The sequence below is a fragment of the Jeotgalibacillus campisalis genome, from assembly GCF_000829515.1.
GTDB classification, from domain to species: Bacteria; Bacillota; Bacilli; order Bacillales; family Jeotgalibacillaceae; genus Jeotgalibacillus; species Jeotgalibacillus campisalis.
Window position 1 is genome coordinate 466,773 of the sequence record NZ_JXRR01000014.1, and the last position, 24,738, is coordinate 491,510.

Below are 24,738 nucleotides of genomic sequence, written 5' to 3' on the forward strand. Positions count from 1 at the left end.
CACTTCCCTTCAGGCGGAGGCAGAGACGGTTGCTTGAGCCTTTTTTGGCTTTCCCTGTAAAGTCTTAAGCAACCGGAAAATCCTGCTGGAGTCGAAACCTTCCGCTCCGTTACCTCTTACTGACGTTTAAAAAGACTCAATTTGACTATCTTTTGTAGTTTTGTGACAGTCTCTTTTTATAAAAGGAAGTATGACATGCTTATCATGATCATAAAATGGGTAATTAATAAACTAATTGGCATAAACCTGAGGGGGCAGTAAATGTTCTTCACAATAGTGGTAACCAGGAAATTAACTGTACTATTCAGTTTTTTGGCCTTTGCTTCAACCACTTTATACTATGCCAGCTTTGTTCAAGTGAATTTTTTCACTTCAACACTTTTGTGTATATCGATTCTTTCACTTTTTGCGTTAATTATTCTGGGAATTTCCCTAATCTTTTACTCCGTTAAAAAGGATCGGGAAGATGAATTCCTTTAAAAAAATTAGCGTCTTAACTGAATAAGTATGCTTTTTTATGTGAAAATTCATTACACTTTAAGGGGTAATGCAGCAATGTGGAAGATTGCTGGGTAATCACTTTGCGCTCTGACTTTTTAAAAAATAGATGAACTTTTAAGGGGGTCCGCCTATGTCGTTTGAAGGACAGCAACTATTACCGGCAATTCGGTCTATGAAGGACTTTGATAAAATGCTTAAGTACTCTTTTCGCTATGGTGTTTTTTTAGATTTACATATCAACATGCTTAAGAGTGTTTTTGATTATTCACGTTCAGAAGGAAAAGAAATGTTTTTACATATGGACTTAATTCAAGGCTTATCCAATGATGAGCATGCTTGTGAATTTATTTGTCAGACAATCAAACCCTATGGAATAATATCAACAAAAAGCAATGTTATTAAAAAAGCAAGACAGCTCAATGTAAAGGCAATTCAGCGAACATTTGTGATTGATTCCAATGCCCTGCAACGAAGCGTCCAGTTAATCCAGAAAACAGACCCGGATTATATTGAACTCCTGCCTGGGGTTGTTCCTAAGGTAATTGATAGAATTAGAGAGAAAACTGGTAAACCAATCATTGCAGGCGGATTAATAGATACACCTAAGGAAGTGGAAGATGCCATTTCTTCCGGTGCATGTGCCATTACGACTTCTTCTCATTCACTGTGGAACCATTTTTCTGATTGAATAGTAGAAAAGCGGTTGACAGCGTTTTCAAAACTTGTTAAGCTTTATTCAAGTTAATGATTCGTGAAGAGATGAAGAGACTCACATGTACTTTTACACCTGCAAAGGAAAAAGTCCGTGAGTCTCTTTATTTTTTTTACCGGGTTAACTATATGATTGGAGGCGTTTTTATGAGCACGTTTTTGGCAGAGTTGATTGGAACTGCTATATTAATAGTTTTCGGAGCAGGGGTCGTTGCCAATGTAAATTTAAAGAAATCGCTTGCTTTTGAAGGAGGATGGATTGTCGTTGCCTTCGGCTGGGGTTTGGGTGTAGCAATGGCCGTTTATGCTGTTGGGCAGTTTAGCGGCGGGCATTTAAATCCGGCAGTGACTCTTGGTCTCGCATTTAATGGGGATTTTGAATGGTCAGGCGTACCGGCTTACATTCTTGCTCAAATAATCGGAGCGATAATCGGTGCTGTCATCGTGTGGCTTCATTTTCTTCCGCACTGGAAAGTTACAGAAGAACCGGAAACAAAACTTGGAGTGTTTTCGACTGGTCCTGCTATTCCTCATTTTTTCTCAAACTTATTGAGTGAGGTTATTGGCACGTTTATTTTGGTTCTTGGTATTCTATCAATTGGGGCGAATGATTTTACAGAAGGGTTGAACCCTTTTATTGTTGGAATGCTGATTGTAGCAATAGGGCTTTCACTGGGGGGAACTACTGGTTATGCAATCAATCCTGCCAGAGATTTGGGACCAAGAATCGCTCATTTCTTTCTTCCCATTGCAGGAAAAGGTAACTCCAACTGGGGGTACGCATGGGTGCCTGTATTAGGTCCAGTTCTGGGAGGGTCTTTAGCTGGTGTGTTTTATAAAACGATCTTCACAGGAGAGCACACAATATGGCTCTGGATTGTTTTAATTGCTACAGTTGTTTGTTTATTGCTAGCTTTGCTGGCTGATAAAAAAGAAACGCAAACTCAAAAAAATGAGCAGTTATCTGCTAAGGGGGATTCAAAAAATGGAGACGTACATTTTATCACTGGATCAAGGAACGACTAGTTCAAGAGCAATTTTATTTAATAAGAAGGGTGAAATTGTAAAAATTGCTCAAAAGGAATTTCAGCAAATTTTTCCAAAGCCAGGCTGGGTAGAGCACAATGCCAATGAAATATGGGGCTCCGTGCTGTCTGTCATCGCTTCTGTTTTGTCAGAATCAGGTGTATCTGCCAAACAGATTGAAGCGATCGGAATTACTAACCAGCGTGAAACTGCGGTGGTCTGGGATAAAGAAACAGGTGTGCCGGTACATAATGCAATCGTATGGCAGTCGCGGCAAACTGCTGATATTTGTGAAGACTTAAGAAAACAGGGATATAATGACACATTCAGAAACAAGACCGGTCTGTTAATTGATGCTTATTTTTCTGGTACGAAGGTAAAATGGATTCTTGATCATGTTAACGGAGCAAGAGAAAAGGCAGAAGAGGGGAAACTCTTATTTGGAACGATTGACAGCTGGCTGATCTGGAAGCTTTCAGGCGGTGAAGCACATGTTACCGATTATTCTAATGCTTCAAGGACTCTCATGTATAATATTTACGACTTAAAATGGGATGAAGAACTTTTAGAAATATTAGGAGTGCCAGCGTCTATGCTTCCGGAGGTTAAGCCTTCATCTGAGATTTATGGGAAGACGGTCGGTTATCACTTTTTCGGACAGGAAATTCCGATTGCTGGAGCAGCCGGAGATCAGCAGGCTGCTTTGTTTGGCCAAGCTTGTTATGAAAAAGGAATGGCAAAAAACACCTATGGAACTGGCTGTTTTATGTTAATGAATACTGGTGACAAAGCGGTTGTTTCAGAGCATGGATTACTCACAACACTTGCATGGGGAATTGACGGCAAGGTTGAATACGCGCTTGAAGGCAGTATATTTGTTGCAGGTTCAGCAGTACAATGGCTGCGTGATGGAATGAGAATGTTGAAGACAGCTCCGGCGAGTGAGGATTACGCCAGCCGCGTAGATTCAACAGAAGGTGTGTATGTGGTCCCTGCATTCGTTGGCCTGGGTACACCTTATTGGGATAGTGATGTCAGGGGAGCAGTGTTCGGTTTAACAAGAGGGAGTACTAAAGAACATTTTATCCGTGCCACTCTCGAGTCATTAGCCTATCAAACCAAAGACGTACTCGACGCGATGGAAAAGGACTCAGGCATTAAATTGAATCGGTTGAGAGTAGACGGAGGAATGGTCAAAAATGACTTTTTGATGCAATTTCAAAGCGATATGCTGAGGGTCCCTGTAGAGCGTCCTGTAATCAGTGAAACGACAGCTCTGGGTGCAGCTTATCTTGCCGGCCTTGCGGTAGGCTACTGGAAAAACAGACAGGAAATTGCGGATATGTGGAAAGTGGAGAAGGATTTTGATCCGGACCTTGAAAATGAACAAAGTGAAGAATTATATGCCGGCTGGCAAAAAGCAGTTAAAGCAGCTATGGCTTTTAAATAAAAACAGGGTATGGTATAGTGTAAACAAGTTAATAAATGGGTAGAGATGTAGAGAGGCCTGAATTCATTATGAATACTAATGTTCATAATGATATTCGGTCTCTCTTTTTTCTATTTAAAGAGACTTTAATTTGGTTAACAGGACGTTTAAGGAGGATTTAGAATGACAACATTTTCAAGTGTGAATAGAGAAGAACAACTGAGAAAAATGGGCAATGAAATTTATGATGTAGTAGTAATCGGTGGAGGTATAACAGGTGCCGGAATTGCATTGGATGCTGCCTCAAGGGGAATGAAAGTGGCAGTAATTGAAATGCAGGATTTTGCTGGAGGGACATCTAGCAGGTCTACTAAGCTTGTACATGGCGGCCTTCGTTATTTAAAGCAGTTTGAAGTTAAAATTGTAGCCGAGGTTGGCAAAGAGCGTGAGATTGTTTATGAAAACGCGGCTCACGTTACAACACCTGAATGGATGCTTCTGCCTATTCACAAAGGGGGGACCTTTGGGAAATTGAGCACATCAGTAGGGCTTCGTGTATATGACTATTTAGCTGGCGTAAAAAAACAGGAGCGCAGAAAAATGCTGAGCGCTCAAGAGACTACCCAAAAAGAGCCTCTAATAAAAAAAGAGGGTCTAAAAGGCGGAGGATATTACGTAGAATATCGTACGGACGACGCTAGACTTACTCTTGAAATCATAAAAAAGGCTGCTGAATACGGAGTCGATTTTATTAATTACGTAAAAGCAGATCGATTTACTTACGATAACAAGAAAGTGTCAGGCATAGAGGCTATTGATCAGCTAAGCGGGAAAACGTTGATGCTAAATGGGAAAAAAGTGGTGAATGCAGCTGGACCTTGGGTTGATGATGTGCGGGATAAAGATTATTCCAAAAATGCAAAACAGTTAAAATTGACTAAAGGTGTTCATCTTGTTCTTGATCAATCCGTTTTCCCATTAAAGCAAGCGATCTATTTTGATACACAAGATGGCAGAATGATGTTTGCAATTCCTCGTAATGGCAAAGCTTATGTTGGAACAACGGACACATTTTATGATAACTCCAAAGATACAGCTAATCCTAAGATGACAGTGGAAGACCGCTCATACATTTTGGACGCTATTCACTACATGTTTCCAGAGGTAAGTGTATCTGCTGATGATGTGGAAAGCAGCTGGGCAGGGGTTCGTCCTTTAATTTATGTAGAAGGCAAAGATCCATCCGAGATCTCCAGAAAAGATGAGGTTTGGGAGCATGACAGCGGTTTGATTTCGATTGCAGGCGGAAAATTAACTGGTTATAGAAAAATGTCCGAACATGTCGTTGATCTTGTTTCAAAAAGACTTAAAAAAGAAACCGGACAAAATTTCGGCAAGTGTATAACAGAACATCTTCCTCTATCAGGAGCTGATTTTGGCGGTTCAAAAAACTACACTTCTTTCGTGGAACAAAAGGCAGAAGAAGCTGTGCAATATGGATTAACCAGAGAAGAAGGAAAACAGCTGGCTGCTTTTTATGGCACAAATACTGATAAATTATTTTCTTTCGCTCACGCTGCAAGCGGAGTGAATTTTGAAGCTCCTATGACGCCGGCTGTATATGCCGAAGTTGTTTATGCAATTCAGGAGGAGATGGCTGTTAAGCCTGTTGATTTCTTTATTAGAAGAACGGGCAGGTTGTATTTTGACATTGATTGGGTAAGAATGTATCAAGAGCCAGTCATGCAGCTTATGAAAAATTTATTAAAATGGGATGACGAAACGTATCGTGCTTATCAAGCAGAGCTAGAGAATGATATACATGATGCAATCATACCGTTTAATCTTTCTGCAAAATCCTAAACGGGGGTGCTTTTGGTTGGAAGGGTCTTACTTTAGAACGTCAGATGGTATAGAGGTTTATTTAAAAAAATGGCTGTCTGAATCGGATCAGATTAAGGGAGTTGTTCAACTGGTTCATGGAATGGTTGAACATATTTCCAGATACGAGGAATTTGCCCGATACTTAAATGGAAATGGTTATCACGTAATAGGTCATGACCAAAGAGGCCATGGTAAAACTGCGGCCCGCAATGGACAGTTGGGTTATCTTGGCGACGGCGACGGCTTTTTAAGACTTGTCCATGACGTGAAAGATGTAAATGGATGGATACGCCAGGAGTTTTCGCTTCCCATTTATTTAATCGGGCACAGCATGGGATCATTTGTAGTAAGAAGAAGCATTCAGGTCTTTCCAGCCTTAAGCAAGGGTGTTGTTTTAATTGGAACTGCAGGACCTAGCGGGTTAATGGGCGAAGTGGGTAAAACGATAGCGAGCACTGCTTCTTTTCTCACTTCCCCGACTTCTCCCGGGAACATCTTAACTAAGTTAACATTCGGTTCATACAATAATCGATTCAGCCCTTGCAAAACAGACCTTGATTGGCTAAGCCGGGATCATACTGAAGTTGAACGGTATGAAGAAGATCCACTATGCGGATTTACGTGTTCTCATAAATTTTATGTAGATTTATTTAAAGGGCTAACTCTTATTCATCGAAAAAGTGAGCTTAAAAAAATGTCTCCTTATGTTCCCGTCTTCTTAATCAGCGGTGCGGTGGATCCTGTTGGAAACGATGGGAAAGGAGTTTTTGCAGTTGCCAGGCAGCTTCAAAAAGCAGGTGTTGAAGATGTTGAGGTAAAGTTGTACGATGAAGGCAGGCATGAGTTGTTAAAAGAAACGAATCGTCAGGTTGTTTTTAATGATATTTTGACTAAATTAAAGAGCTGGAAAGACTAAGTGAATCCTTAGCTTAACTAGCTTATACGAGTGAAAGATGGTTATGAAATGGATACTAAGAATACTAAAGTAATTGCAATTGTTGGTCCGACAGCAGTTGGGAAAACAGATCTAAGTCTATCAACGGCTAAGCGGCTCAATGGAGAAATCATTAATGGTGATTCCATGCAAATCTATAAAAAATTATCGATCGGCACAGCAAAAATAAAAAAAGAAGAAATGCAGGATATTCCGCACCATTTACTGGATTTTAAAAATCCCGATGAATCTTTTTCAGCTGCTGAATTCCAGCAGCTAGTAAGAGATAAAATAAAAGAGATCTCTTCTCGGGGGAAACAGCCCATCATCGTCGGCGGGACAGGGCTGTATATCCAATCCGTTTTATTTGATTATCAATTTTCCAGCGAGGGGAAAAATAATGAGATAAGGAAAAATCTCGAGAACAAGGCAGCTGAACATGGGATTTTATCTTTATACAATGAATTAAGTATGCTTGACCCTGCCACGTCTCATGTAATACACCCGAATAATGAACGCAGAGTGATCAGAGCGCTGGAAGTTTATTATACGACCGGTAAAACACCAGCCGAATGGAAAGAAAATCAAAAGGTTGAACCTCTGTATGATCATACAATTATCGGTTTAACGATGGAGAGAAGCCTTTTATATGAGCGGATCAACGCCCGTGTAGACAACATGGTTGCTGAAGGCCTCATTGAAGAAGTAAAAGAACTCTACGAAGCAGGTCTTCGTAATGTTCAATCAGTGCAAGCGATAGGATATAAAGAACTGTATAAATATTTTGACGATGAAATCAGTTTACATCAGGCTGTAGAGCTTCTAAAGCAAAATTCGAGAAGATATGCAAAAAGGCAACTGACATGGTTTCGCAATAAAATGGAGATCGATTGGTTCGATGTCACTGAACACCCGGTTGAAAAAAAAGAGAAGATTCTGAGGTTTTTAGCAGGAGAATAGGCGTACATAGAGAATACTAGATACTAAAGACCAGCGGAGGAGGCTTACGATGAAACAGGCCATAAATATTCAAGATCAAATTCTCAATCAGCTTCGTAAAGACGCTGCTTTTGTAACAGTATTTCTTTTAAACGGCTTTCAAATTCGTGGACAGGTAAAGGCATTTGATAATTTTACGGTTTTGCTAGAATCTGATGGAAAACAGCAGCTCGTTTATAAACATGCGATTTCCACATTTGTTCCTTCTAAATCAGTGAAAATTCAAACAGCGGAAGCGGAAAAATAAGTGTTCCATTAGGAGCACTTTTTTCTTTGCTCTTTTTTAACATGTTGATACATATAGTGTAGAAGATTGGGTTAAAGAGTGGGGTGAACAGCGTGACCCGCCAGATCAGCAGTGAAAGAAAAAATCAGATAAAATTGATCATTCAATCAGATGTAGAAAGAACAATTGAAAAAACACTCGATCCTCCGCTTCATCCTATTTGGACAAATATAGAAAAAGAATTTTCCCAGCTTGTCGGTTTGGAGGAAGTAAAAGAAATGATTAAGCATATTGTTGCCTGGAGTATTGTTAATCAGAAAAGAAAGGAGTTAGGTTTAAAATCTGATCATCATGCTCTTCATATGCTATTTAAAGGAAATCCCGGGACTGGGAAAACTACAGTTGCAAGAATAATGGCGAAACAGCTTTGTGAGTTAAATATTTTATCAAAAGGTCACTTGATAGAAGTTGAGCGGGCCGACCTGGTTGGTGAATACATTGGTCATACCGCTAATAAAACGAGGGAATTAATAAAAAAATCAATGGGCGGCATTCTTTTTGTTGATGAAGCTTATTCATTAGCCAGGGGAGGTGAAAAGGATTTTGGCCGGGAAGCGATCGATACCCTTGTAAAGCACATGGAAGACAAAAAAGATGATTTCATTCTTATTTTAGCCGGTTATGGTGCGGAAATGGATAATTTTCTTAGACTAAACCCCGGTCTTAGAGGGAGATTTCCCCATGTTGTAACTTTTCCTGATTACACCGCGGATGAACTAATGGAAATAGCAAGAAAATTCTGCAGAGAAAAGGAATTTGTCCTGACAGCAGCAGGGGCTGATCGAATCGGAATGTATATACGAAATGTATCAGCAGATCGTCATTCTCCAGCTAAAGACAACGGAAGGTTTATAAGAAATACGATTGAATCCATTGTCCGTGCGCAAGCGGTCAGGCTTTTAAAAAATCAAAGTTTTACCAGACAGGATTTAATGATGCTGACAGAAAAAGATGTATTAATCGCCTTAAATGAGAAAGATTAAAAAACCTGCACAGTTGGATGTGCAGGTTTTAGCTCGTTATACGAGAAAGAGATCTATTGGTGTTCACTTACAGCGTGGAGCTTTCGAAAAGGGAGCTTCCATTTGTATAGGTAGGAGAACACACGTAAAGAGGTCGTGAGAATGAATAGCGCATATAGCTGCCACGCTTCAACAGCTATGCCAAGACCAACTACAAAGCCTGCCATAATAGCCCACACTGCGTAAATTTCAGACCTTAGTACAAGCGGTTTTCTTCCTGCCAAAAGATCACGAACAATTCCGCCTCCACTGCCGGTTAAAACAGCTGCTACAATTACAGCGCTTATTGGGTGCCCCATATCAACAGCGTAAAGGGCGCCTTGAATAGCGAAAGCTGAGAGCCCCATTGCATCGAAGAAATTTCCCCACCGTCTCCAATGTCTCAGTAAATTATTTGGAAATAAAAAAACAGCTGTAATGGATAATAACGCAATTTGAAAAAATATTCCCTGTTCCCATAAAGCAGACACAGGCACTCCAATGAGTAAATTACGTATGGCCCCTCCTCCAAAAGCTGTTACAATTCCTAATATATATACTCCTAAAATATCATATTCTTCTTCCATTGCAACGATTGCGCCGGAAACCGCAAATGCTACAGTTCCTATTATACTGAGTACTTCCCAGGTCATCGTTTTCACCCGGCCTTTCTAAACAAATAAAACCTTCACGATTGTATCATGTTAAGGCGGAAATTAAACGTTTTTTCTTTTGAGAACTAGGGAATTATTAAAGAATAAGTGTAAACTCTATAAAGGACAAAAACTGAACTTCTAATTCCTGCAAAAAGGAAGGTGATAAGCTTCAGGTATGGTAAGATAAATTAGATTGACATGAAAGCAGGGATGTAATTGACAGATCAAAATTTCAACAAAGAAAAAGCCATTTTAGTTGGGGTGCAACTTAATCAAACTGACAACCATATACAGCAATCCTTACAGGAATTACAAGCATTAACTGAAACAGCAAAAGGGGAAGTAGTCTCTATTCTTACCCAGAACAGAGATCGGATCCACTCAGGGACTTACATAGGAAAAGGGAAAGTGGAAGAATTGCAGGCGTTGGAAGAAGAACATGAGCCTGATGTCATTATTTTTAATAGTGAACTGTCTCCCAGTCAAAATCGAAACCTGTCCAAAGTATTAAGTGCAAGAATTATTGACAGAACGCAGCTCATTCTGGATATTTTTGCCCAAAGAGCAAGGTCAAGAGAAGGTAAGCTTCAAGTCCAGCTGGCTCAGCTTGAATATATGCTGCCAAGACTGGGTGGTCAAGGCATTGAACTCTCCAGGTTAGGAGGAGGAATCGGCACGCGAGGACCCGGGGAAACGAAACTTGAGACTGACCGCAGGCATATTCGAAATGAAATTGCTGAAGTGAAAAGACAGCTGAATCAAGTAGTGAAGCATCGTGATCAGTATAGAGAACGAAGGAGAAAAAATAATGTCTTCCAAATAGCGTTGGTGGGGTATACGAATGCCGGTAAATCCACATTATTTAACCGTCTTGCCGAAGCTGATTCTTTCGAAGAAGATCAGCTTTTTGCGACTCTTGATCCGATGACACGCAAGCTTCTTCTGCCCAGTGGTTATTCTGTGCTAATGACAGATACGGTTGGATTTATTCAGGACTTACCTACAACGCTTATTGCTTCTTTTCGTTCTACACTTGAAGAAGTAAATGAAGCAGACATGCTTTTGCATATAGTGGATGCTTCACATCCGGATTATGTTGAACATGAAAAAACAGTACACAAATTGTTTGCAGAACTTAAAATGGATCATATTCCAAATATGACAGTTTATAATAAAAAAGATAATGTGTGGGATGAATTTACAGCTTTACCAGATCAACAGTGGATGCTGATTTCTGCTTTTGATCCTAATGACATAGAAGCACTGAAAAATAAAATTGAAGAATCTATGATCGATCAAATGATTCTTTTTGAAATTGTCTTGTCATCAAATGAAGGCAGCCTCCTTGCAAAATTTAAAAGAGAAGCTGTTATAAAAGAGCTGACGTTTATTGAAGAAAAAGAGGAATATAAACTGTCAGGTTATATGCTTAAAGATTCACCTATTACCGGCTATATAAAAGAGCACAAAAATCTGAACGACAATTAAATGTCCGTTTTTGTGAAATAAAGGAGTACAACAATGAAATCTTATTTAAAGAATCATGAGGTATTAACCCCCCATATTCAACGTGCAGAACAAAAAATCGCATCCATTCATCGTGATATTGAAAGCAGAGCAGAAATAAATCAATACCGGGTTCTTGCCGCCTTTAAGGAATGTCAAATAAGTGACAGTCATTTTAACCCCTCAACCGGATATGGATATGACGATCAGGGAAGAGAACGGCTTGAACAGGTTTATGCTAAGGTGTTTGGGGCAGAAGCTGGTCTGGTCAGGCCGCAGATTATATCCGGAACACACGCCATTTCCATTGCTTTGTTTGGCATATTGAGGCCTGGCGATGAATTACTTTATATAACAGGTAAACCTTATGATACCCTTGAGGAAATTGTTGGATTGAGAGGCAGCGGGAACGGATCATTACGTGAGTTTAATATTGAGTATAACCACGTGGATTTAAATGAAAGCGGGTCGGTAAATCTTGATAGGGTTCTTAAAACGATAAAACCAAATACAAAAATGATCGGAATACAGCGGTCTAAGGGATATGCATCACGTCCGTCATTTAGAATAGAAGAAATTAAGAAGATAATACAGGAAATAAAAAGGCAATACCCCTCAATTGTGGTCTTTGTTGATAATTGCTATGGGGAATTTGTTGAAGAATTAGAACCAACTCATGTTGGGGCAGACCTCATGGCTGGATCATTAATAAAGAATCCTGGTGGAGGCATTGCTAAAACAGGAGGGTATATTGTAGGACATTCTGATTTAATCCAAAAATGCTCCTACCGCATGACCGCACCCGGCATAGGTGCAGAAGCAGGAGCCAGCTTATACTCCTTACAGGAAATGTATCAGGGGTTCTTTTTAGCTCCGCATGTTGTTTCACAAGCACTCAAAGGGGCGGTCTTCACTTCAGCTTTATTAGAAGAGGCTGGAATGAAAACAGTTCCTCACTGGTCTGAACCAAGGACAGATTTAATCCAGGCTGTAGAGTTTGGTGAAAGAGATAAAATGATTTCATTTTGTCAGTCCATACAAGCAGCGTCTCCTGTTAACGCTCATTTTACTCCCTACCCAAGCTACATGCCCGGCTATTCGGACGATGTCATTATGGCAGCCGGTACCTTTATCCAAGGCGCCAGCATCGAATTATCAGCAGATGGACCTTTGAGACCCCCATACACAGCTTATATTCAAGGCGGTTTAACCTATGAGCATGTTAAAATAGCCATTTCTATCGCATTAGACGAGAGCTATGAAAAAGGGGAGATTAAGTTTAAGTAAACTTTAAATCAGACTATGTCTGAACAATAGTATTGTTTAAATGAGAATTGAACGCCGGTCAAAATAGACCTGCATTTTAAATAAAAAATAATAATTAATCAATCCTATGCATAAAAAAAGAAAAAGTGGGGAATGTAACAAGTGTCAAAGAATGATGATTTATTTAATGTGAGAAAACCTAACATGTTATTGACACCTTTTCTCCCGTGCGATAAGATTAATATGTCGATAGGGAAAAGAGAGGGGATTAACTAATGGGAGGAAGTGAAATTCGACGGACGATGCCGTTGTTTCCAATTGGTATCGTAATGCAGTTAGCGGATTTATCAGCTCGCCAAATTCGTTATTACGAAGAGCACGAGCTCATTTCACCCGCTCGAACAGAAGGTAATCGCCGATTATTTTCGCTAAACGACATTGATAGACTTTTAGAAATCAAGGATCTGCTAGAACAGGGCATTAATATGGCAGGAATTAAAAAAATTCTTGCAGTAAGTCAAAAGGAATCAGTCGAAAGAGATCCTGTAGCCAAAAAACCTGAAATGACAGATGATGAACTGAGAACTTTACTGAAAAAAGAAATGCTCAGTCCAGGAAAAATCAGCCGTTCAAGTCTTCGTGCAGGGGATCTGTCACGCTTTTTCCGATAACTACTACATAACACACAGGAGGAATTTAACCAATGAGCAAATTTTCACGTGAAGACATCCTTCGTTTAGCGAAAGAGCAAAACGTAAATTTTATCCGCCTACAGTTTACTGACATCCTCGGAACAATCAAGAACGTTGAAATTCCCGTAAGCCAGCTTGAAAAAGCATTAGACAATAAGATGATGTTTGATGGTTCATCAATTGAAGGATTTGTTCGCATTGAAGAATCCGATATGAATCTTTATCCGGATTTTGATACATGGGTAGTATTCCCTTGGACTGCCGGAGATGGAAAAGTGGCTCGATTGATTTGTGATATTTATAATCCAGATGGAACTCCTTTTGATGGAGATCCACGAAACAACCTTAAACGGGTACTTAAAGAGATGGAAGATCTTGGATTTACTGATTTTAACTTAGGGCCAGAGCCTGAATTCTTCCTATTCAAACTTGATGTTAATGGAAATCCTACATTAGAGCTTAATGACAAGGGTGGATATTTTGACCTTGCACCGACTGACCTTGGTGAAAACTGCCGACGTGATATCGTGATTGAACTTGAAGCAATGGGCTATGAAATCGAAGCATCTCACCACGAGGTTGCACCAGGCCAGCATGAGATCGATTTTAAATATGCAGATGCGATCTCGGCTTGTGATGATATTCAAACGTTCAAACTAGTCGTTAAAACGATTGCAAGAAAGCATGGACTTCACGCAACATTCATGCCTAAGCCATTATTTGGTGTGAACGGTTCAGGTATGCACTGCAATATGTCACTATTCAAACAAGGAGTGAACTCCTTCTTTGATGAAAATGGGGACCTGCAATTAAGTGATACGGCTCGTCAATTTATGGCTGGTACGCTTAAGCACGCATCTGCGTTCACTGCAGTAACAAACCCTACAGTAAATTCATACAAGCGTCTTGTACCAGGTTACGAAGCACCTTGTTACATTGCATGGTCTGCAAGAAACCGCAGTCCTTTGATTCGTATTCCTGCATCAAGAGGCATAAGCACTCGTGTTGAGGTACGATCAGTTGACCCTGCAGCGAACCCATATCTTGCTATGGCTGTTTTATTAAGTGCAGGCCTTGATGGAATTAAAAACCAGCTTACTCCTCCAAATGCCATCGATCGTAACATTTATGTTATGGATAAGGATGAAAGAGAAGAAGCGGGAATTAAAGATCTGCCAGGCACACTATATGCAGCTTTAGAAGAGCTTAAGAAAGATGAAGTAATTATTAATGCCCTTGGCGGTCACATTTTTGAACACTTTGTGGAAGCGAAAGAAATTGAGTGGGATATGTTCCGTACGCAAGTGCACCCATGGGAGCGCGAGCAGTATTTGGAAATGTACTAAACCATGAACCAAACCCCTTTAAGCCTTTGCGCTTGAAGGGGTTTTTCTTTTGGTTTTTTGAAAATGATTTAAACCGCGAAAATCTCAATTAAAAAATCCTCTATATGACATAAACAGCCACAAAGAGGATTAAATAGGGTGATTCAAAATTTTAAAAAAGCTAATCAGGTTTTAATTGTTAAACCTAATCCTTGCCGAGACATCTTAAATTTGTTTTTACGCCCCTTTGTACGCTCCTGAACGACAGCATCTTCTTGGAATCTCCTTCGAGCTTCTGCGAAAAGCGTAAGCATGAAAAATCCCCCTTTATCACCCTATGGTAATTGTTTACACTAAATTAAATGCGAATAAACAATTTTTAAGAATTGAAAAAAGTTTTATCTGTAATAAGAAGAACGTTTCGATGAAACCCTTTTTTTAGCTCCAGATGCTGCGCGATATCCTCCAGGAAAAATGCTTCCCGCAGTTACCCCCATTTTTACGTGCAGATCTTCAATCGTTGCGATTTCCTTACGGCTTGCTATTTCAAGCACTATTTTTGCAGATGCACGGGCATCGTCTAATGCCTGATGATGCATTAGCGGAATATCGAGCATTGATGCGATCGAAGAGAGTCTGTAGCTTTGAAGAGCAGGAAAAGCTTTCTTTGAGAGAATATAGGAACACCCATAGTCTATCATTGGATAGCTGTGGTTTGATGCGTCCAAACTTGCCCGCAAAACCCCCATATCAAAACTGGCATTGTGCGCTATAATCATTTTGTTTTCTAGCTGACCCTTTAGAACAGGCCAGTATTCAGAAAAAGTAGGAGCTGATTTCACGTCCTGTTCAAAAATGCCATGAATGCCACAATTGACTGCATCAAAGGGCTGCATAGGATTGATCAGGGAATAATATTCATTTGTAATTATGCCATCTGTAACTTCAACTACGCCTACAGAACAAATACTGTTACGGCTGCGGTTGGCAGTCTCAAAATCTATCGCTGTGAAATTCACTTTGTAAAACCTCCGGAAAATAATTATGTATGAATATCATTTTAAAAGATAAATAGATCTTTTTGCCGATATGACAGCACATTAATGCATAGAAGAAGGACAAGCTGAATAGGCTTGAAAGAGAAAAAAACCGGACGTTTAGCCGGTTTAAATCAGTGAACCTGTCTATACACGCCAATCACTTTGCCCAAGATACTTACTGAATTTAAAATGATCGGAGCCATTGATGAATTTTCGGGTTGAAGACGAACATGATTCTGCTCTTTAAAAAACCGTTTAACAGTAGCTTCTTCCTCGTCAGTCATCGCTACAACTATATCACCGTTGTTAGCTGACTGCTGCTGCTTAACAATAACGTAATCACCATTTAGAATGCCTGCTTCAATCATGGAGTCTCCCATAATTTCAAGCATAAAAACGGCTTCCTCATTTGCAGCAAGCCGCTCAGGCAGAGGAAAGTACTCTTCTACATTTTCTATCGCTGTTATAGGTGAGCCTGCAGTAACTTTACCTACTAAAGGGACATTCACCACACGTTGAGTCGGAATAATATCTTCATCCAAATTCATAATTTCTATCGCTCTCGGCTTAGTAGGGTCTCTGCGGATCAGACCTTTATTTTCCAATCGTGCCAGGTGGCCGTGTACTGTCGAGCTGGATGCAAGTCCTACTGCCAGCCCGATTTCGCGGACGGAGGGCGGATACCCTTTGTCTTTAACTTCTCTTTTAATAAAGTTAAGTATATCCAGCTGTCTTTTAGATAGTTTTTTCATTTAACCGTCCCTCTTTTCATTATCCAATTCTTACCTATATTATACCATGTGTTTTTTAAAAATACAAACATAAGTTCTAATTTTAAACTTGACCCGCACAAGTGTTCGGTTTATACTAATTACAACAAATACGAACAAATATTCGGTCTGGGAGGTAGAACAATGTCGAAACTAATAGAAAAGTATTCATTCGTTATCTTATTTATTTTCATTACATTTGTATTCGGTCTTTATCTTACTTTTTCCACAACTGAAGATAGTGAAAGCGGCCTGGTTGAAATTAAAGTTCAACAGGGGGATACTTTGTGGGAACTTTCTCAAGAATATGGTGAAGCTTTTGCGTTATCTGAAAAAGAATTCATTGAATGGGTGACAACAGAAAATAATCTTACATCACATATAATAAAAGAAGGAGACACATTAGTGCTTCCAGTATCGGACGAAGATAATTATGAGGATGGTATTATACTCGCATCAGATAATGAATAAGTGGATGTAAAAGGGGATTTAACAAATGAAAGTCATTGTATATTGCCGCGTGAGCACTGAAAAAGAATCTCAGGAAACGTCATTAAAACGTCAGGAAGAAGAGCTTATCTCGCTTGCTCAAAGAAATGGGTTTGAGATAATTGATACTATAAAAGAACAGGCAAGCGGCTTCGATTTGGAAAGAGACGGAGTATTTTATTTATTAGAATTAATTAAACAAGAGAATATAACAGGTCTGCTTATTCAGGATGAAACAAGAATTGGCAGAGGTAATGCAAAAATTGCTTTAATTCATACCTTAATAAAAGAGGGAGTTACTATTTATTCTGTCAGTCATGATGGAGAACTTCAGCTTTCTGAGTCAGATACGATGATTTTACAAATTGTCAGTATGGTTGAAGAACATCAAAGGAAGCTTCATAATCTTAAAATTAAAAGGGGAATGAAGCGAGCAGTTGAAAGAGGGTTCCGTCCTGAGAAAAACCTTAAAAATCGGGGGAATAAGGAAGGCCGTGACAAAATAACTGTCCCAGTTGATGAAATTGTTCGCTTAAGAAAAAATGGACTAACTTTTCATGACATTGCTGCGACATTGAGGGGGCTGGGCCACGATGTTTCAAAAGCAACCGTTCATCGTCGATACAGGGAGCTGCTTTCTCTAGAGGAATCGGAAGAGTAAATCAGGATTCTTGATATTCCTTTCAGTTTTTTGTACGATACAATTAATTTGATGCAAAAATCGAAAGGATGAATTCAATGCTATCACAGGAAAAATTGACACGCATAAATCAATTATCTAATAAAGCAAAAAAAGAGATGCTGTCTGAGGAAGAATTAGCGGAACAAAAGAAATTACGACAAGAGTATCTTAAAGCCTTCAGAGGAACGATGAAAGACACAATCGAAAACGTAAAGGTTATTGATCCTGAAGGAAAAGACGTAACCCCTCAAAAGGTAAAGGATTTGAAAAATAAAAGAAAATTACATTAAAGAGGTTAAATAATTATAGATCTTTTTTTAAGCATAACTATTTATGAAGCGATTTAAAGACTTGCATCGGGTATTTTGAACTGACCCCCAAATGGTAGACACTTTAAAAAGTGCCCCCATTTGGGGGTTTTTTCTATTTTCAGACCCCGGTATACTGAATATATCTAGTTGAACGGGAGAGGTTTATATGAGTAAGATTATTTTTAACGAACACCAGCGACGGCTCTTGGAGGCAAACAACAATACAGTTTCCGTATCTGATCGCTCTATCCAATACACGCCGGCTTTTAAAGTACGTGCAGTCAAAGAGAATTTAGAAGGAAAAGGTCCTTCTCAAATCTTTACGGAAAACGGCTTTGACTTGACTATCATTGGCACCGATAAAGCAAAAAGTGCGTTGAAACGCTGGCGAAAGTCCTATCAACTCCACGGTGAAGACGGCTTCTACGAAGAACGACGAGGAAAAAACAGTACCGGCCGACCATTAGAGAAAGATATTTCGGATGAGAAGAAACTGGAGAAAGCCGAGGCGCGGATCAAGTATCTGGAAGCCGAATTGGAACTCCTAAAAAAGCTCGAGGAGCTCGAGAGGCAGGCGAAGAAACGCTTTTAACCCCAGCAGAAAAGTATGAAGTAATTAATGGAGTGGTCCGTAAGTTCCAACTAAAAAACCAGGTCCAGGCACTTTGCCGGACTGCTAATGTCAGCCGAAGTGGTTATTATGCTTGGGTGAAGAAGACTGAGAAGCACGCCATACGCGAAGAACAGGATTACCGGGATTACCTCCTGCTAAAATGCATCTACGATGCACATCGTGGTAAAATCGGATATCGTGGGTTCTATATGGTGCTCGTAGAATTACTCGAAATGCCCATGAACCATAAGAAAATTTTGCGTCTCATGCGCAAATTTAACCTCTTTGCGAAGATTCGGAGAGCGAATCCCTATAAGAAAATTGCCAAAGCAACTAAGGAACATCTGGTCTGTTCGAACCTATTAAACCGTCAGTTCGAACAAGATGAACCTGGCAAAGTATTTGTGACTGATATTACCTACCTTCCAAATCGTTCTGGGCAAATGGCGTATCTTTCCTGCGTGAAGGATGTCGCCACCCGTGAAATTTCGGCTTATGAAGTGACGACCAGTATAAGTATGGATATCGTCTACAACACTTTGAGGAAGTTAAAAGAGTCGTTGGATGGAAACATCCATCCAGAATCGATGATCCACTCTGATCAGGGATTCCACTACACTCATCCAGAATACCAGCGACAAGTAAAGGAAATGGGGTTGACACAATCGATGTCCCGTAGGGGGAATTGTCTGGACAACGCTCCTATCGAATCCTTCTTTGGTCACTTCAAGGATGATGTCGATTTTAAACAGGCTACCAGCCTTTCCGAACTAAAAAGTCTGATCGATACTTACATGGATTATTACAACGGTTCACGCAAGCAATGGAACCTAAAAAAGATGACTCCGGCACAATACCGAAGTCATCTCATTGCAGCATAAGCTGCTGGGTACTTTTATTAAGCTGTCCATTAAATGGGGCTCAGTTCATTTGACCGACTCAGGTCTTTTGTTTTGTCATACTAGATCATTTTGTTCCTTGTTTACGCTTTAAAACAAGTTGTTCATTAGTTTTAAAATGGAAATACAAGCTTTCGTTTGTTGTTTTATTGATTCTATTGAGGAAGATGTTTGTACATCTCCAAGATTTTGCGTACAATAGAGAACATAAATGAAGTTGATGAAAGGGATGTTGTTGATGTTTACTAAAATTGATGAACTAGCAATTAATACGATTCGTACGATTTCCATTGATGCAATTGATCAAGCGAATTCCGGCCACCCTGGCTTGCCTATGGGGGCAGCACCATTTGCTTATACCTTATGGACACGTTTTATGAACCACAATCCTAAAAATCCTGATTGGTTTAACAGAGACCGTTTTGTCTTGTCAGCTGGTCATGGATCAATGCTGCTGTACAGCTTGCTTCATCTATCGGGCTACGACCTTCCGATGGAAGAAATTAAAAATTTCCGCCAGTGGGACTCTAAAACACCTGGTCACCCTGAATATAATCACACCAAAGGGGTAGAAGCAACAACGGGACCACTTGGCCAAGGTTTAGGCATGGCAGTAGGCATGGCCATGGCTGAAAAACATCTTGCAGGGAAGTTTAACAAAGAAGGTCATAATGTAGTGGATCATTATACATATGCTTTGTGTGGTGATGGAGATTTAATGGAAGGTATTTCTTCTGAATCCTCTTCTTTAGCGGGTCATTTGAAGCTGGACAAACTGATTGTATTATATGATTCCAACGATATATCACTTGATGGTGATCTTGATCGTTCATTCTCTGAAAGTGTTAAAAAACGCTTTGAATCATACAATTGGCAGTATATTCGTGTTGATGATGGTAATGATGTCGGAGATGTAGCTGATGCCATTGAACAGGCCAAAGCGGATTCAACACGCCCGACTATGATTGAAATTAAGACGGTTATCGGTTTTGGTTCACCAAATAGATCAGGATCATCAAAGGTTCACGGAGCTCCTCTTGGTAAAGATGAGACAACGCTTGTTAAAAAAGCGTATGAATGGTTATATGAAGAGGCATTTCATGTTCCGGAAGAAGTCTATGAGCGTTTTAATGAATTAGTTGGTCAAAACGGTGAAAAAGCAGAACAGGAATGGAACAGCCGTTTCTCTGCATATCAACAGGATTATCCGGAGCTGGCTCAAGAATTAAAGAATGCTTTAGAAGGTAAACTTCCTGAAGGGTGGGAGAACTCACTGCCTGTTTTTGAAGAAGGAAAAAGTATCGCCAGCCGTGCCTCTTCCGGTGAAACCGTAAATGCATTAGCTAAATCACTTCCTACATTATTTGGAGGATCAGCTGACCTCGCTGGTTCAAATAACACGATGATGAAAGAGGAAAAAGATTTTACGGCGGAAACACCTGAAGGAAGAAATATTTGGTTTGGCGTACGTGAATTCGCCATGGGCGCAGCTTTAAACGGGATGGCACTCCACGGCGGTCTGCATGTTTACGGAGGAACGTTCTTTGTATTCAGTGACTACGTGAGACCGGCAATCCGTTTATCCGCTTTAATGGGTGTACCCGTAACATATGTCTTCACTCACGACAGCATTGCAGTCGGCGAAGATGGGCCGACTCATGAACCGGTAGAACAGCTTCCATCTCTGCGTGCAATGCCAAATTTATCTGTCGTCCGTCCAGCTGATGGAAATGAAACAGCTGCAGCCTGGAGATTATCCATTGAAGCAGCCGATCATCCAACTGTTTTAGTTCTGACACGCCAAAATTTAAAAACATTGCCTAATACTGCTCAAAATGCATATGAAGGTGTTAAAAAAGGTGCATATGTGGTGTCTGCAGCTCAAAAAGAAACAGCAGATGCACTTTTATTAGCAACAGGTTCAGAAGTACCTTTAGCTTATGAAGCTCAACAAGCACTTCAAAAAGAAAATATTGATGTAGCTGTTGTATCAATGCCTTCATGGGATCGTTTTGAAAAACAGTCGAAAGAATATAAAGAGTCTGTACTCCCTAAAAATGTGAAAAAGCGCCTTGGAATCGAAATGGCAGCCCCGCTTGGATGGGAAAGATATACGGGAGATGAAGGAGATGTATTAGGAATCTCTACTTTTGGAGCATCTGCACCAGGAGCTACCGTTTTAAAAGAATATGGTTTCAGTGTTGAAAATGTTGTTGCAAGAGTCAAGTCACTTTTACAATCCTAAGGTAAAAAGCTGAAGACAACTGTCTTCAGCTTTTTCCATCTAAGAATCGAATTACACTAAGACTTGCAAAGTTTAAGAAGCTTTGCGAATATTTTAAGTAAGGTGAAAGAAATCATTGTATAATCTAGTATGATCTTGTACACTTTTATAGAGAGAACTGATAGGAGGAAATGAAAGATGGAATTATGGCTTGCGATTGTTTTAATTGTCGTGGCTTTGCTAGCAGGTGTTGCGCTTGGATTCTTTATCGCTCGTAAGTATATGATGACGTATCTTAAGAAAAATCCACCAATTAATGAGCAAATGCTTCGAATGATGATGATGCAAATGGGACAGAAACCTTCCCAAAAGAAAATTAATCAGATGATGAGTGCGATGAATAAGCAGCAGTCTAAATAAGAGTACAAGCACTTCCTTTTGGGAGTGCTTTTTGTTTGGAATAAATTATTCGACTTTTGTTTAGATAGCCTGTATGAGTGGGGTATATACAAGTTGTTTACATAATAAAATTATTTATACTATATAATATTTGACAAAAAGTGAAAATTTAGTAAATAAAAAGCAATTAACGCCAATGGAAAGGTTAGCGTCAATTGCTTTTTGTATGAGTCTTGAATTTAAGCCTGAGCAAAAGATCCAGGTGAGGGATGTGCATTTTTTGTAAACAAGCGATCATACCGATTTAGCAAATCATCGAGCTCCTGAGAATATTGAACTGCTAATGAGGAGTTGAGACCTTCTTGAGCCACCGCATTGATCAGTACTTGTCTTTTCTTTTCAATTTGTTTGAGCAGTCGGTACTGGTCAGCCATATAGGTTGTCCTTTCGATGAGTTATCCAGAATCGAACCCATACATTTTATGTAATAGCTGTAACTTGTAGTCTATTATACAAAAGTTATAGACATATTTCAAAGCAAATATACCAGGATAAAGTATTTTTTATTAATGATGAAAATAGTTGGTTTTTTTCGTTTCCTGAGTAGAAGAAAAGGCAGAGAGAGTAATGTGCTTTAGAATAGAATGCAATTTTATGGTCAAATGATCTGTCACAAAAAGTTTGGAACTCCCTTTGTACTAAAGCTTCGTCAGGAATGATAAACTTATCAAAGAGTACCATTCATGAAAAGAGCAGTAGGAGGTTTTCAATTGACAGATTTAAATTTATTCATTGCATTTGCTGCAGGGTTTTTAAGCTTTATTTCTCCTTGCGTTTTGCCTCTTTATCCAGCTTTTCTTTCCTATATCACTGGCATGTCCGTCAGAGAACTTTCTGAAGAAAATGGGATGATGCAAAAAAGAAGCATGCTGCATACTTTGTTTTTTCTATTAGGTTTCTCCCTTGTCTTTATTGCAATTGGTTTTACGTCTTCATGGTTTTATGAGTTTTTCGTTGTGTATCAAAATCCGATTCGACAAATAGGGTCGATCCTAATCGTCTTTTTTGGATTAATGATTGTTGGGTTGATTACACCTGCATTTATGATGAAAGAACGTAGATTCGAGTTTAAAAACAGACCTGCAGGATATGTAGGATCTTCTCTGATTGGTTTAGCTTTTGCAGCAGGCTGGACTCCTTGTATGGGACCAATATTAGTAGCAGTTTCTGCTTTGGCTTATACAAATCCCGGTTCAGGCATGCTGTATATGCTGGCTTATTTTTTAGGATTTGCACTTCCTTTTTTTATCCTTTCATTTTTTCTTGGACGAATGCAATGGATTAAAAAAAACAGCCGAAAAATTATGGTTTTCGGAGGCTGGGTTATGATCGTGATGGGGATCGTACTGTTTTTTGACGGTCTGACCTATATAATAACATTGCTATCACCCATTTTTGGAGATTTTCAAGGTTTCTAGTAAAAAATACACACCTTATAGTTGCAGGACTTTTGGATCAGTAGTATAGTTGCACTATACTTCAGTAATAAGGGTGAGACAAATGGTAAATGTTTTAATTGTAGATGACGCTAAATTCATGAGAATGACCCTGAAAAATATGCTCAGTCAGTCCGTTTATAATGTAATAGGAGAGGCGGAGAATGGGGAAGAAGCAATTGATCAGTACCGTTCTTTAATGCCTGATCTTGTAACAATGGATATTACTATGCCGGTTATGGATGGATTAAGTGCAGCCAAAAAGATTTTAACAGAATTTCCTGAGGCAAAAGTAATCATGTGCTCAGCAATGGGACAACAGAAAATGGTTATAGAAGCGATTGAAGCTGGCGCAAAAGACTTTATCGTTAAACCTTTTGATGGCAGCAGAGTAATTGATTCTTTAAACAGAGTAATGAAGTCTTCCCACTAAGAGCAGGTCACTCGTGAAAACGTCCACCTAAAGCGAAGTAAACCGATTAAAGAGCTTGTGAATATGTCTCAAGCTCTTTGATTTTCAAATGTTTTTTACAAACTGTCTTTTCTCTTATATAATAAGTGTACTAAGGTAAAAAGGTGGAGTCTAAATGCCTGTTTTTTGGTCAACCGTTGCCGCTGTTATAATGGGCTCATTTGTTTTAATGGTTCGTATGAAAGCGGCTAAACGGCCTGTTTCAGCAAAGAAGATCATTTTGCCACCATTGTTCATGAGCACTGGAGCGTTAATGTTTTTGATCCCGTTTTTTCGCCTGAGTGCCATTGAGTTTTTTGAAGCTTTAATTGTTGGAATGATTTTTTCGATCGTCCTTATTAAAACATCAAAATTTGAAGTTCAGGAAAAAGGGATCTACTTAAAGCCTTCTAAAGCATTTCCTTTTATCCTTATTGGTCTGCTGATCGTAAGAGTTATCATGAAAATTCTACTAAGTTCAACGATAGATCTTGGTGCTTTAAGCGGAATGTTTTGGGTGTTGGCCTTTGGAATGATTGTACCCTGGAGAGCAGCAATGTATTTTCAGTATCGAAAGCTTACAGGGGCAGCTGCAAAAGAAGCTTCGCAATTTGCATAAAAAAAAACAATCTCTATATGAGATTGTTTTTTTATGCGAATAAATCTTCGTACGAATGCAAATCAATGTTTAAGTCAGCCATTTTTTTTCGTAAAAACTTATGATCCCGTTTAGGAGTGGCAATAATATACCCTCTAATGACAAGATCAAGATCGATTGACTTTGCTTTTTCTTTTAAAGCAAGTTCGCCTATTTTTCCTGCTATTTTCTGTTTTGCAACGTCTCTGAATAATTCCGGCACCGGACTGACTAAATCTTCCAGAAGAGCAAGCTCGCGTTTGCCCCACAAGTGAACCGTTTCCTTAACAAAATGTTCTTCCCAATCTAAATCAGATTTTCCATCTTGTTTAGGCATTCTTTTCAAAAACTTTCTGAACATAAAAAAGCCGCCTATGGCAAATAAACTGATTAGCACAACGATCCAGAATAATATAAACCATAAAAACCATCCGTCAAGCATCATGCTTCACCTCAATGTAAGATCCATTACCTTTCATTATAGTGTACATTTACTAAGACATCAACATTC

General features: G+C 39.4%; 27 protein-coding genes. 22 read left to right on the top strand and 5 right to left on the bottom strand.

The annotated features are described in order from the left end of the window. Positions 1-261 precede the first annotated feature (261 nt). From KR50_RS09375 to KR50_RS09415, 9 genes are all read left to right on the top strand, one after another. Entirely contained in the window at positions 262-480 is a 219-nt protein-coding gene (locus tag KR50_RS09375) for a hypothetical protein (RefSeq protein ID WP_041057621.1), read from the top strand. Between the two features lie 151 nt (positions 481-631). Further along, positions 632-1,189: a glycerol-3-phosphate responsive antiterminator gene (locus KR50_RS09380; protein ID WP_041057624.1), complete on the top strand. Its 558-nt coding sequence runs from the start codon at positions 632-634 to the stop codon at positions 1,187-1,189. A 170-nt stretch (positions 1,190-1,359) separates the two neighbouring features. Beyond that, positions 1,360-2,238, top strand: a complete 879-nt coding sequence (locus KR50_RS09385; protein ID WP_052476922.1) for an MIP/aquaporin family protein — start codon at positions 1,360-1,362, stop codon at positions 2,236-2,238. After that, the gene (gene glpK / locus KR50_RS09390; RefSeq protein ID WP_041057627.1) at positions 2,198-3,688 is read left to right on the top strand and encodes a glycerol kinase GlpK; all 1,491 of its coding nucleotides are present in this window, start codon (positions 2,198-2,200) and stop codon (positions 3,686-3,688) included. The genes KR50_RS09385 and glpK overlap by 41 nt, the downstream gene beginning before the upstream one ends. 162 nt (positions 3,689-3,850) lie before the next feature. Continuing rightward, positions 3,851-5,530, top strand: a complete 1,680-nt coding sequence (locus tag KR50_RS09395) for a glycerol-3-phosphate dehydrogenase/oxidase (RefSeq protein WP_041057630.1) — start codon at positions 3,851-3,853, stop codon at positions 5,528-5,530. A gap of 16 nt (positions 5,531-5,546) precedes the next feature. Then, a complete protein-coding gene (locus KR50_RS09400; protein WP_041057632.1) occupies positions 5,547-6,467 on the top strand; it encodes an alpha/beta fold hydrolase in 921 nt (306 codons plus the stop codon). A 48-nt stretch (positions 6,468-6,515) separates the two neighbouring features. Further along, positions 6,516-7,445 (top strand): tRNA (adenosine(37)-N6)-dimethylallyltransferase MiaA, encoded by a 930-nt coding sequence (gene miaA / locus KR50_RS09405; protein WP_041057635.1) that lies wholly within the window; start codon positions 6,516-6,518, stop codon positions 7,443-7,445. A 49-nt stretch (positions 7,446-7,494) separates the two neighbouring features. Next, positions 7,495-7,731: an RNA chaperone Hfq gene (gene hfq, locus KR50_RS09410; RefSeq protein WP_041057638.1), complete on the top strand. Its 237-nt coding sequence runs from the start codon at positions 7,495-7,497 to the stop codon at positions 7,729-7,731. Positions 7,732-7,823: 92 nt separating this feature from the next. Continuing rightward, positions 7,824-8,753 (top strand): AAA family ATPase, encoded by a 930-nt coding sequence (locus KR50_RS09415; RefSeq protein ID WP_041057640.1) that lies wholly within the window; start codon positions 7,824-7,826, stop codon positions 8,751-8,753. A 53-nt stretch (positions 8,754-8,806) separates the two neighbouring features. Here the strand turns inward: KR50_RS09415 and KR50_RS09420 are convergent, their stop codons facing one another. Then, positions 8,807-9,424 (bottom strand): trimeric intracellular cation channel family protein, encoded by a 618-nt coding sequence (locus KR50_RS09420; RefSeq protein ID WP_041057642.1) that lies wholly within the window; start codon positions 9,422-9,424, stop codon positions 8,807-8,809. Between the two features lie 219 nt (positions 9,425-9,643). Here KR50_RS09420 and hflX point away from each other — a divergent pair, with 219 nt between their 5' ends. From hflX to glnA, 4 genes are all read left to right on the top strand, one after another. After that, entirely contained in the window at positions 9,644-10,915 is a 1,272-nt protein-coding gene (gene hflX, locus KR50_RS09425; RefSeq protein ID WP_041057644.1) for a GTPase HflX, read from the top strand. A 33-nt stretch (positions 10,916-10,948) separates the two neighbouring features. Further along, a complete protein-coding gene (locus tag KR50_RS09430; protein WP_041057646.1) occupies positions 10,949-12,220 on the top strand; it encodes a methionine gamma-lyase family protein in 1,272 nt (423 codons plus the stop codon). A gap of 254 nt (positions 12,221-12,474) precedes the next feature. Next, entirely contained in the window at positions 12,475-12,870 is a 396-nt protein-coding gene (locus KR50_RS09435; protein WP_041057648.1) for a MerR family transcriptional regulator, read from the top strand. Between the two features lie 32 nt (positions 12,871-12,902). Continuing rightward, on the top strand, positions 12,903-14,237 hold the full coding sequence (gene glnA, locus KR50_RS09440; protein WP_041057650.1) for a type I glutamate--ammonia ligase: 1,335 nt from the start codon (positions 12,903-12,905) through the stop codon (positions 14,235-14,237). Between the two features lie 377 nt (positions 14,238-14,614). Here glnA and KR50_RS09445 read toward each other — a convergent pair whose 3' ends face one another. Together KR50_RS09445 and lexA are read right to left on the bottom strand one after the other, a co-directional pair. Beyond that, on the bottom strand, positions 14,615-15,235 hold the full coding sequence (locus KR50_RS09445; RefSeq protein ID WP_041057653.1) for a 3'-5' exonuclease: 621 nt from the start codon (positions 15,233-15,235) through the stop codon (positions 14,615-14,617). 152 nt (positions 15,236-15,387) lie between these two features. Further along, positions 15,388-16,008, bottom strand: a complete 621-nt coding sequence (lexA, locus tag KR50_RS09450; protein ID WP_041057656.1) for a transcriptional repressor LexA — start codon at positions 16,006-16,008, stop codon at positions 15,388-15,390. Positions 16,009-16,170: 162 nt separating this feature from the next. Between lexA and yneA the strand changes: the two genes are divergently transcribed. The 6 genes from yneA (at position 16,171) to KR50_RS09485 (ending at position 21,664) form a co-directional block, all read left to right on the top strand. Continuing rightward, positions 16,171-16,497: a cell division suppressor protein YneA gene (yneA, locus tag KR50_RS09455; RefSeq protein ID WP_052476926.1), complete on the top strand. Its 327-nt coding sequence runs from the start codon at positions 16,171-16,173 to the stop codon at positions 16,495-16,497. 25 nt (positions 16,498-16,522) lie between these two features. Further along, a complete protein-coding gene (locus tag KR50_RS09460; RefSeq protein WP_041057658.1) occupies positions 16,523-17,176 on the top strand; it encodes a YneB family resolvase-like protein in 654 nt (217 codons plus the stop codon). A gap of 77 nt (positions 17,177-17,253) precedes the next feature. Beyond that, positions 17,254-17,487: a DUF896 domain-containing protein gene (locus tag KR50_RS09465; protein WP_041057660.1), complete on the top strand. Its 234-nt coding sequence runs from the start codon at positions 17,254-17,256 to the stop codon at positions 17,485-17,487. Positions 17,488-17,674: 187 nt separating this feature from the next. Next, a protein-coding gene (locus tag KR50_RS09475; protein WP_156969492.1) for an IS3 family transposase occupies positions 17,675-19,002 on the top strand; the annotation gives its coding sequence in 2 pieces (ribosomal slippage) (positions 17,675-18,053 and positions 18,053-19,002; 1,329 coding nt in all). Between the two features lie 256 nt (positions 19,003-19,258). Then, complete coding sequence (gene tkt / locus KR50_RS09480) at positions 19,259-21,265, top strand: transketolase (protein WP_041057669.1); 2,007 nt, start codon at positions 19,259-19,261, stop codon at positions 21,263-21,265. Positions 21,266-21,442: 177 nt separating this feature from the next. After that, entirely contained in the window at positions 21,443-21,664 is a 222-nt protein-coding gene (locus tag KR50_RS09485) for a YneF family protein (protein WP_041057670.1), read from the top strand. 218 nt (positions 21,665-21,882) lie between these two features. On the opposite strand, the gene KR50_RS09490 is transcribed toward KR50_RS09485, so the two are convergent. Then, complete coding sequence (locus KR50_RS09490; protein WP_041057672.1) at positions 21,883-22,077, bottom strand: aspartyl-phosphate phosphatase Spo0E family protein; 195 nt, start codon at positions 22,075-22,077, stop codon at positions 21,883-21,885. Between the two features lie 336 nt (positions 22,078-22,413). Between KR50_RS09490 and KR50_RS09495 the strand changes: the two genes are divergently transcribed. From KR50_RS09495 to KR50_RS09505, 3 genes are all read left to right on the top strand, one after another. Next, positions 22,414-23,121, top strand: a complete 708-nt coding sequence (locus KR50_RS09495; RefSeq protein WP_041058205.1) for a cytochrome c biogenesis CcdA family protein — start codon at positions 22,414-22,416, stop codon at positions 23,119-23,121. An 82-nt stretch (positions 23,122-23,203) separates the two neighbouring features. After that, positions 23,204-23,572, top strand: coding sequence for a response regulator (locus tag KR50_RS09500; RefSeq protein WP_041057674.1), 369 nt, complete (start codon positions 23,204-23,206; stop codon positions 23,570-23,572). A gap of 154 nt (positions 23,573-23,726) precedes the next feature. After that, the gene (locus tag KR50_RS09505; RefSeq protein WP_052476928.1) at positions 23,727-24,209 is read left to right on the top strand and encodes a CcdC family protein; all 483 of its coding nucleotides are present in this window, start codon (positions 23,727-23,729) and stop codon (positions 24,207-24,209) included. Positions 24,210-24,240: 31 nt separating this feature from the next. Here the strand turns inward: KR50_RS09505 and KR50_RS09510 are convergent, their stop codons facing one another. Further along, positions 24,241-24,669 carry a DUF2621 family protein gene (locus tag KR50_RS09510; protein WP_041057676.1) on the bottom strand — a complete coding sequence of 143 codons (429 nt, stop codon included), beginning with the start codon at positions 24,667-24,669 and terminating at the stop codon, positions 24,241-24,243. Between the last annotated feature and the right edge of the window lie 69 nt (positions 24,670-24,738).

Excerpts from the sequence above, each read along its gene's own strand:
- KR50_RS09375 (WP_041057621.1), top strand. The coding sequence starts at position 262 with ATGTTCTTCACAATAGTGGTAACCAGGAAATTAACTGTACTATTCAGT.
- KR50_RS09380 (WP_041057624.1), top strand. The coding sequence starts at position 632 with ATGTCGTTTGAAGGACAGCAACTATTACCGGCAATTCGGTCTATGAAG.
- KR50_RS09385 (WP_052476922.1), top strand. The coding sequence starts at position 1,360 with ATGAGCACGTTTTTGGCAGAGTTGATTGGAACTGCTATATTAATAGTT.
- glpK (WP_041057627.1), top strand. The coding sequence starts at position 2,198 with ATGGAGACGTACATTTTATCACTGGATCAAGGAACGACTAGTTCAAGA.
- KR50_RS09395 (WP_041057630.1), top strand. The coding sequence starts at position 3,851 with ATGACAACATTTTCAAGTGTGAATAGAGAAGAACAACTGAGAAAAATG.
- miaA (WP_041057635.1), top strand. The coding sequence starts at position 6,516 with ATGGATACTAAGAATACTAAAGTAATTGCAATTGTTGGTCCGACAGCA.
- hfq (WP_041057638.1), top strand. The coding sequence starts at position 7,495 with ATGAAACAGGCCATAAATATTCAAGATCAAATTCTCAATCAGCTTCGT.
- KR50_RS09420 (WP_041057642.1), bottom strand. The coding sequence starts at position 9,424 with ATGACCTGGGAAGTACTCAGTATAATAGGAACTGTAGCATTTGCGGTT.
- KR50_RS09430 (WP_041057646.1), top strand. The coding sequence starts at position 10,949 with ATGAAATCTTATTTAAAGAATCATGAGGTATTAACCCCCCATATTCAA.
- KR50_RS09435 (WP_041057648.1), top strand. The coding sequence starts at position 12,475 with ATGGGAGGAAGTGAAATTCGACGGACGATGCCGTTGTTTCCAATTGGT.
- glnA (WP_041057650.1), top strand. The coding sequence starts at position 12,903 with ATGAGCAAATTTTCACGTGAAGACATCCTTCGTTTAGCGAAAGAGCAA.
- lexA (WP_041057656.1), bottom strand. The coding sequence starts at position 16,008 with ATGAAAAAACTATCTAAAAGACAGCTGGATATACTTAACTTTATTAAA.
- yneA (WP_052476926.1), top strand. The coding sequence starts at position 16,171 with ATGTCGAAACTAATAGAAAAGTATTCATTCGTTATCTTATTTATTTTC.
- KR50_RS09460 (WP_041057658.1), top strand. The coding sequence starts at position 16,523 with ATGAAAGTCATTGTATATTGCCGCGTGAGCACTGAAAAAGAATCTCAG.
- KR50_RS09465 (WP_041057660.1), top strand. The coding sequence starts at position 17,254 with ATGCTATCACAGGAAAAATTGACACGCATAAATCAATTATCTAATAAA.
- tkt (WP_041057669.1), top strand. The coding sequence starts at position 19,259 with ATGTTTACTAAAATTGATGAACTAGCAATTAATACGATTCGTACGATT.
- KR50_RS09485 (WP_041057670.1), top strand. The coding sequence starts at position 21,443 with ATGGAATTATGGCTTGCGATTGTTTTAATTGTCGTGGCTTTGCTAGCA.
- KR50_RS09490 (WP_041057672.1), bottom strand. The coding sequence starts at position 22,077 with ATGGCTGACCAGTACCGACTGCTCAAACAAATTGAAAAGAAAAGACAA.
- KR50_RS09500 (WP_041057674.1), top strand. The coding sequence starts at position 23,204 with ATGGTAAATGTTTTAATTGTAGATGACGCTAAATTCATGAGAATGACC.
- KR50_RS09505 (WP_052476928.1), top strand. The coding sequence starts at position 23,727 with ATGCCTGTTTTTTGGTCAACCGTTGCCGCTGTTATAATGGGCTCATTT.
- KR50_RS09510 (WP_041057676.1), bottom strand. The coding sequence starts at position 24,669 with ATGCTTGACGGATGGTTTTTATGGTTTATATTATTCTGGATCGTTGTG.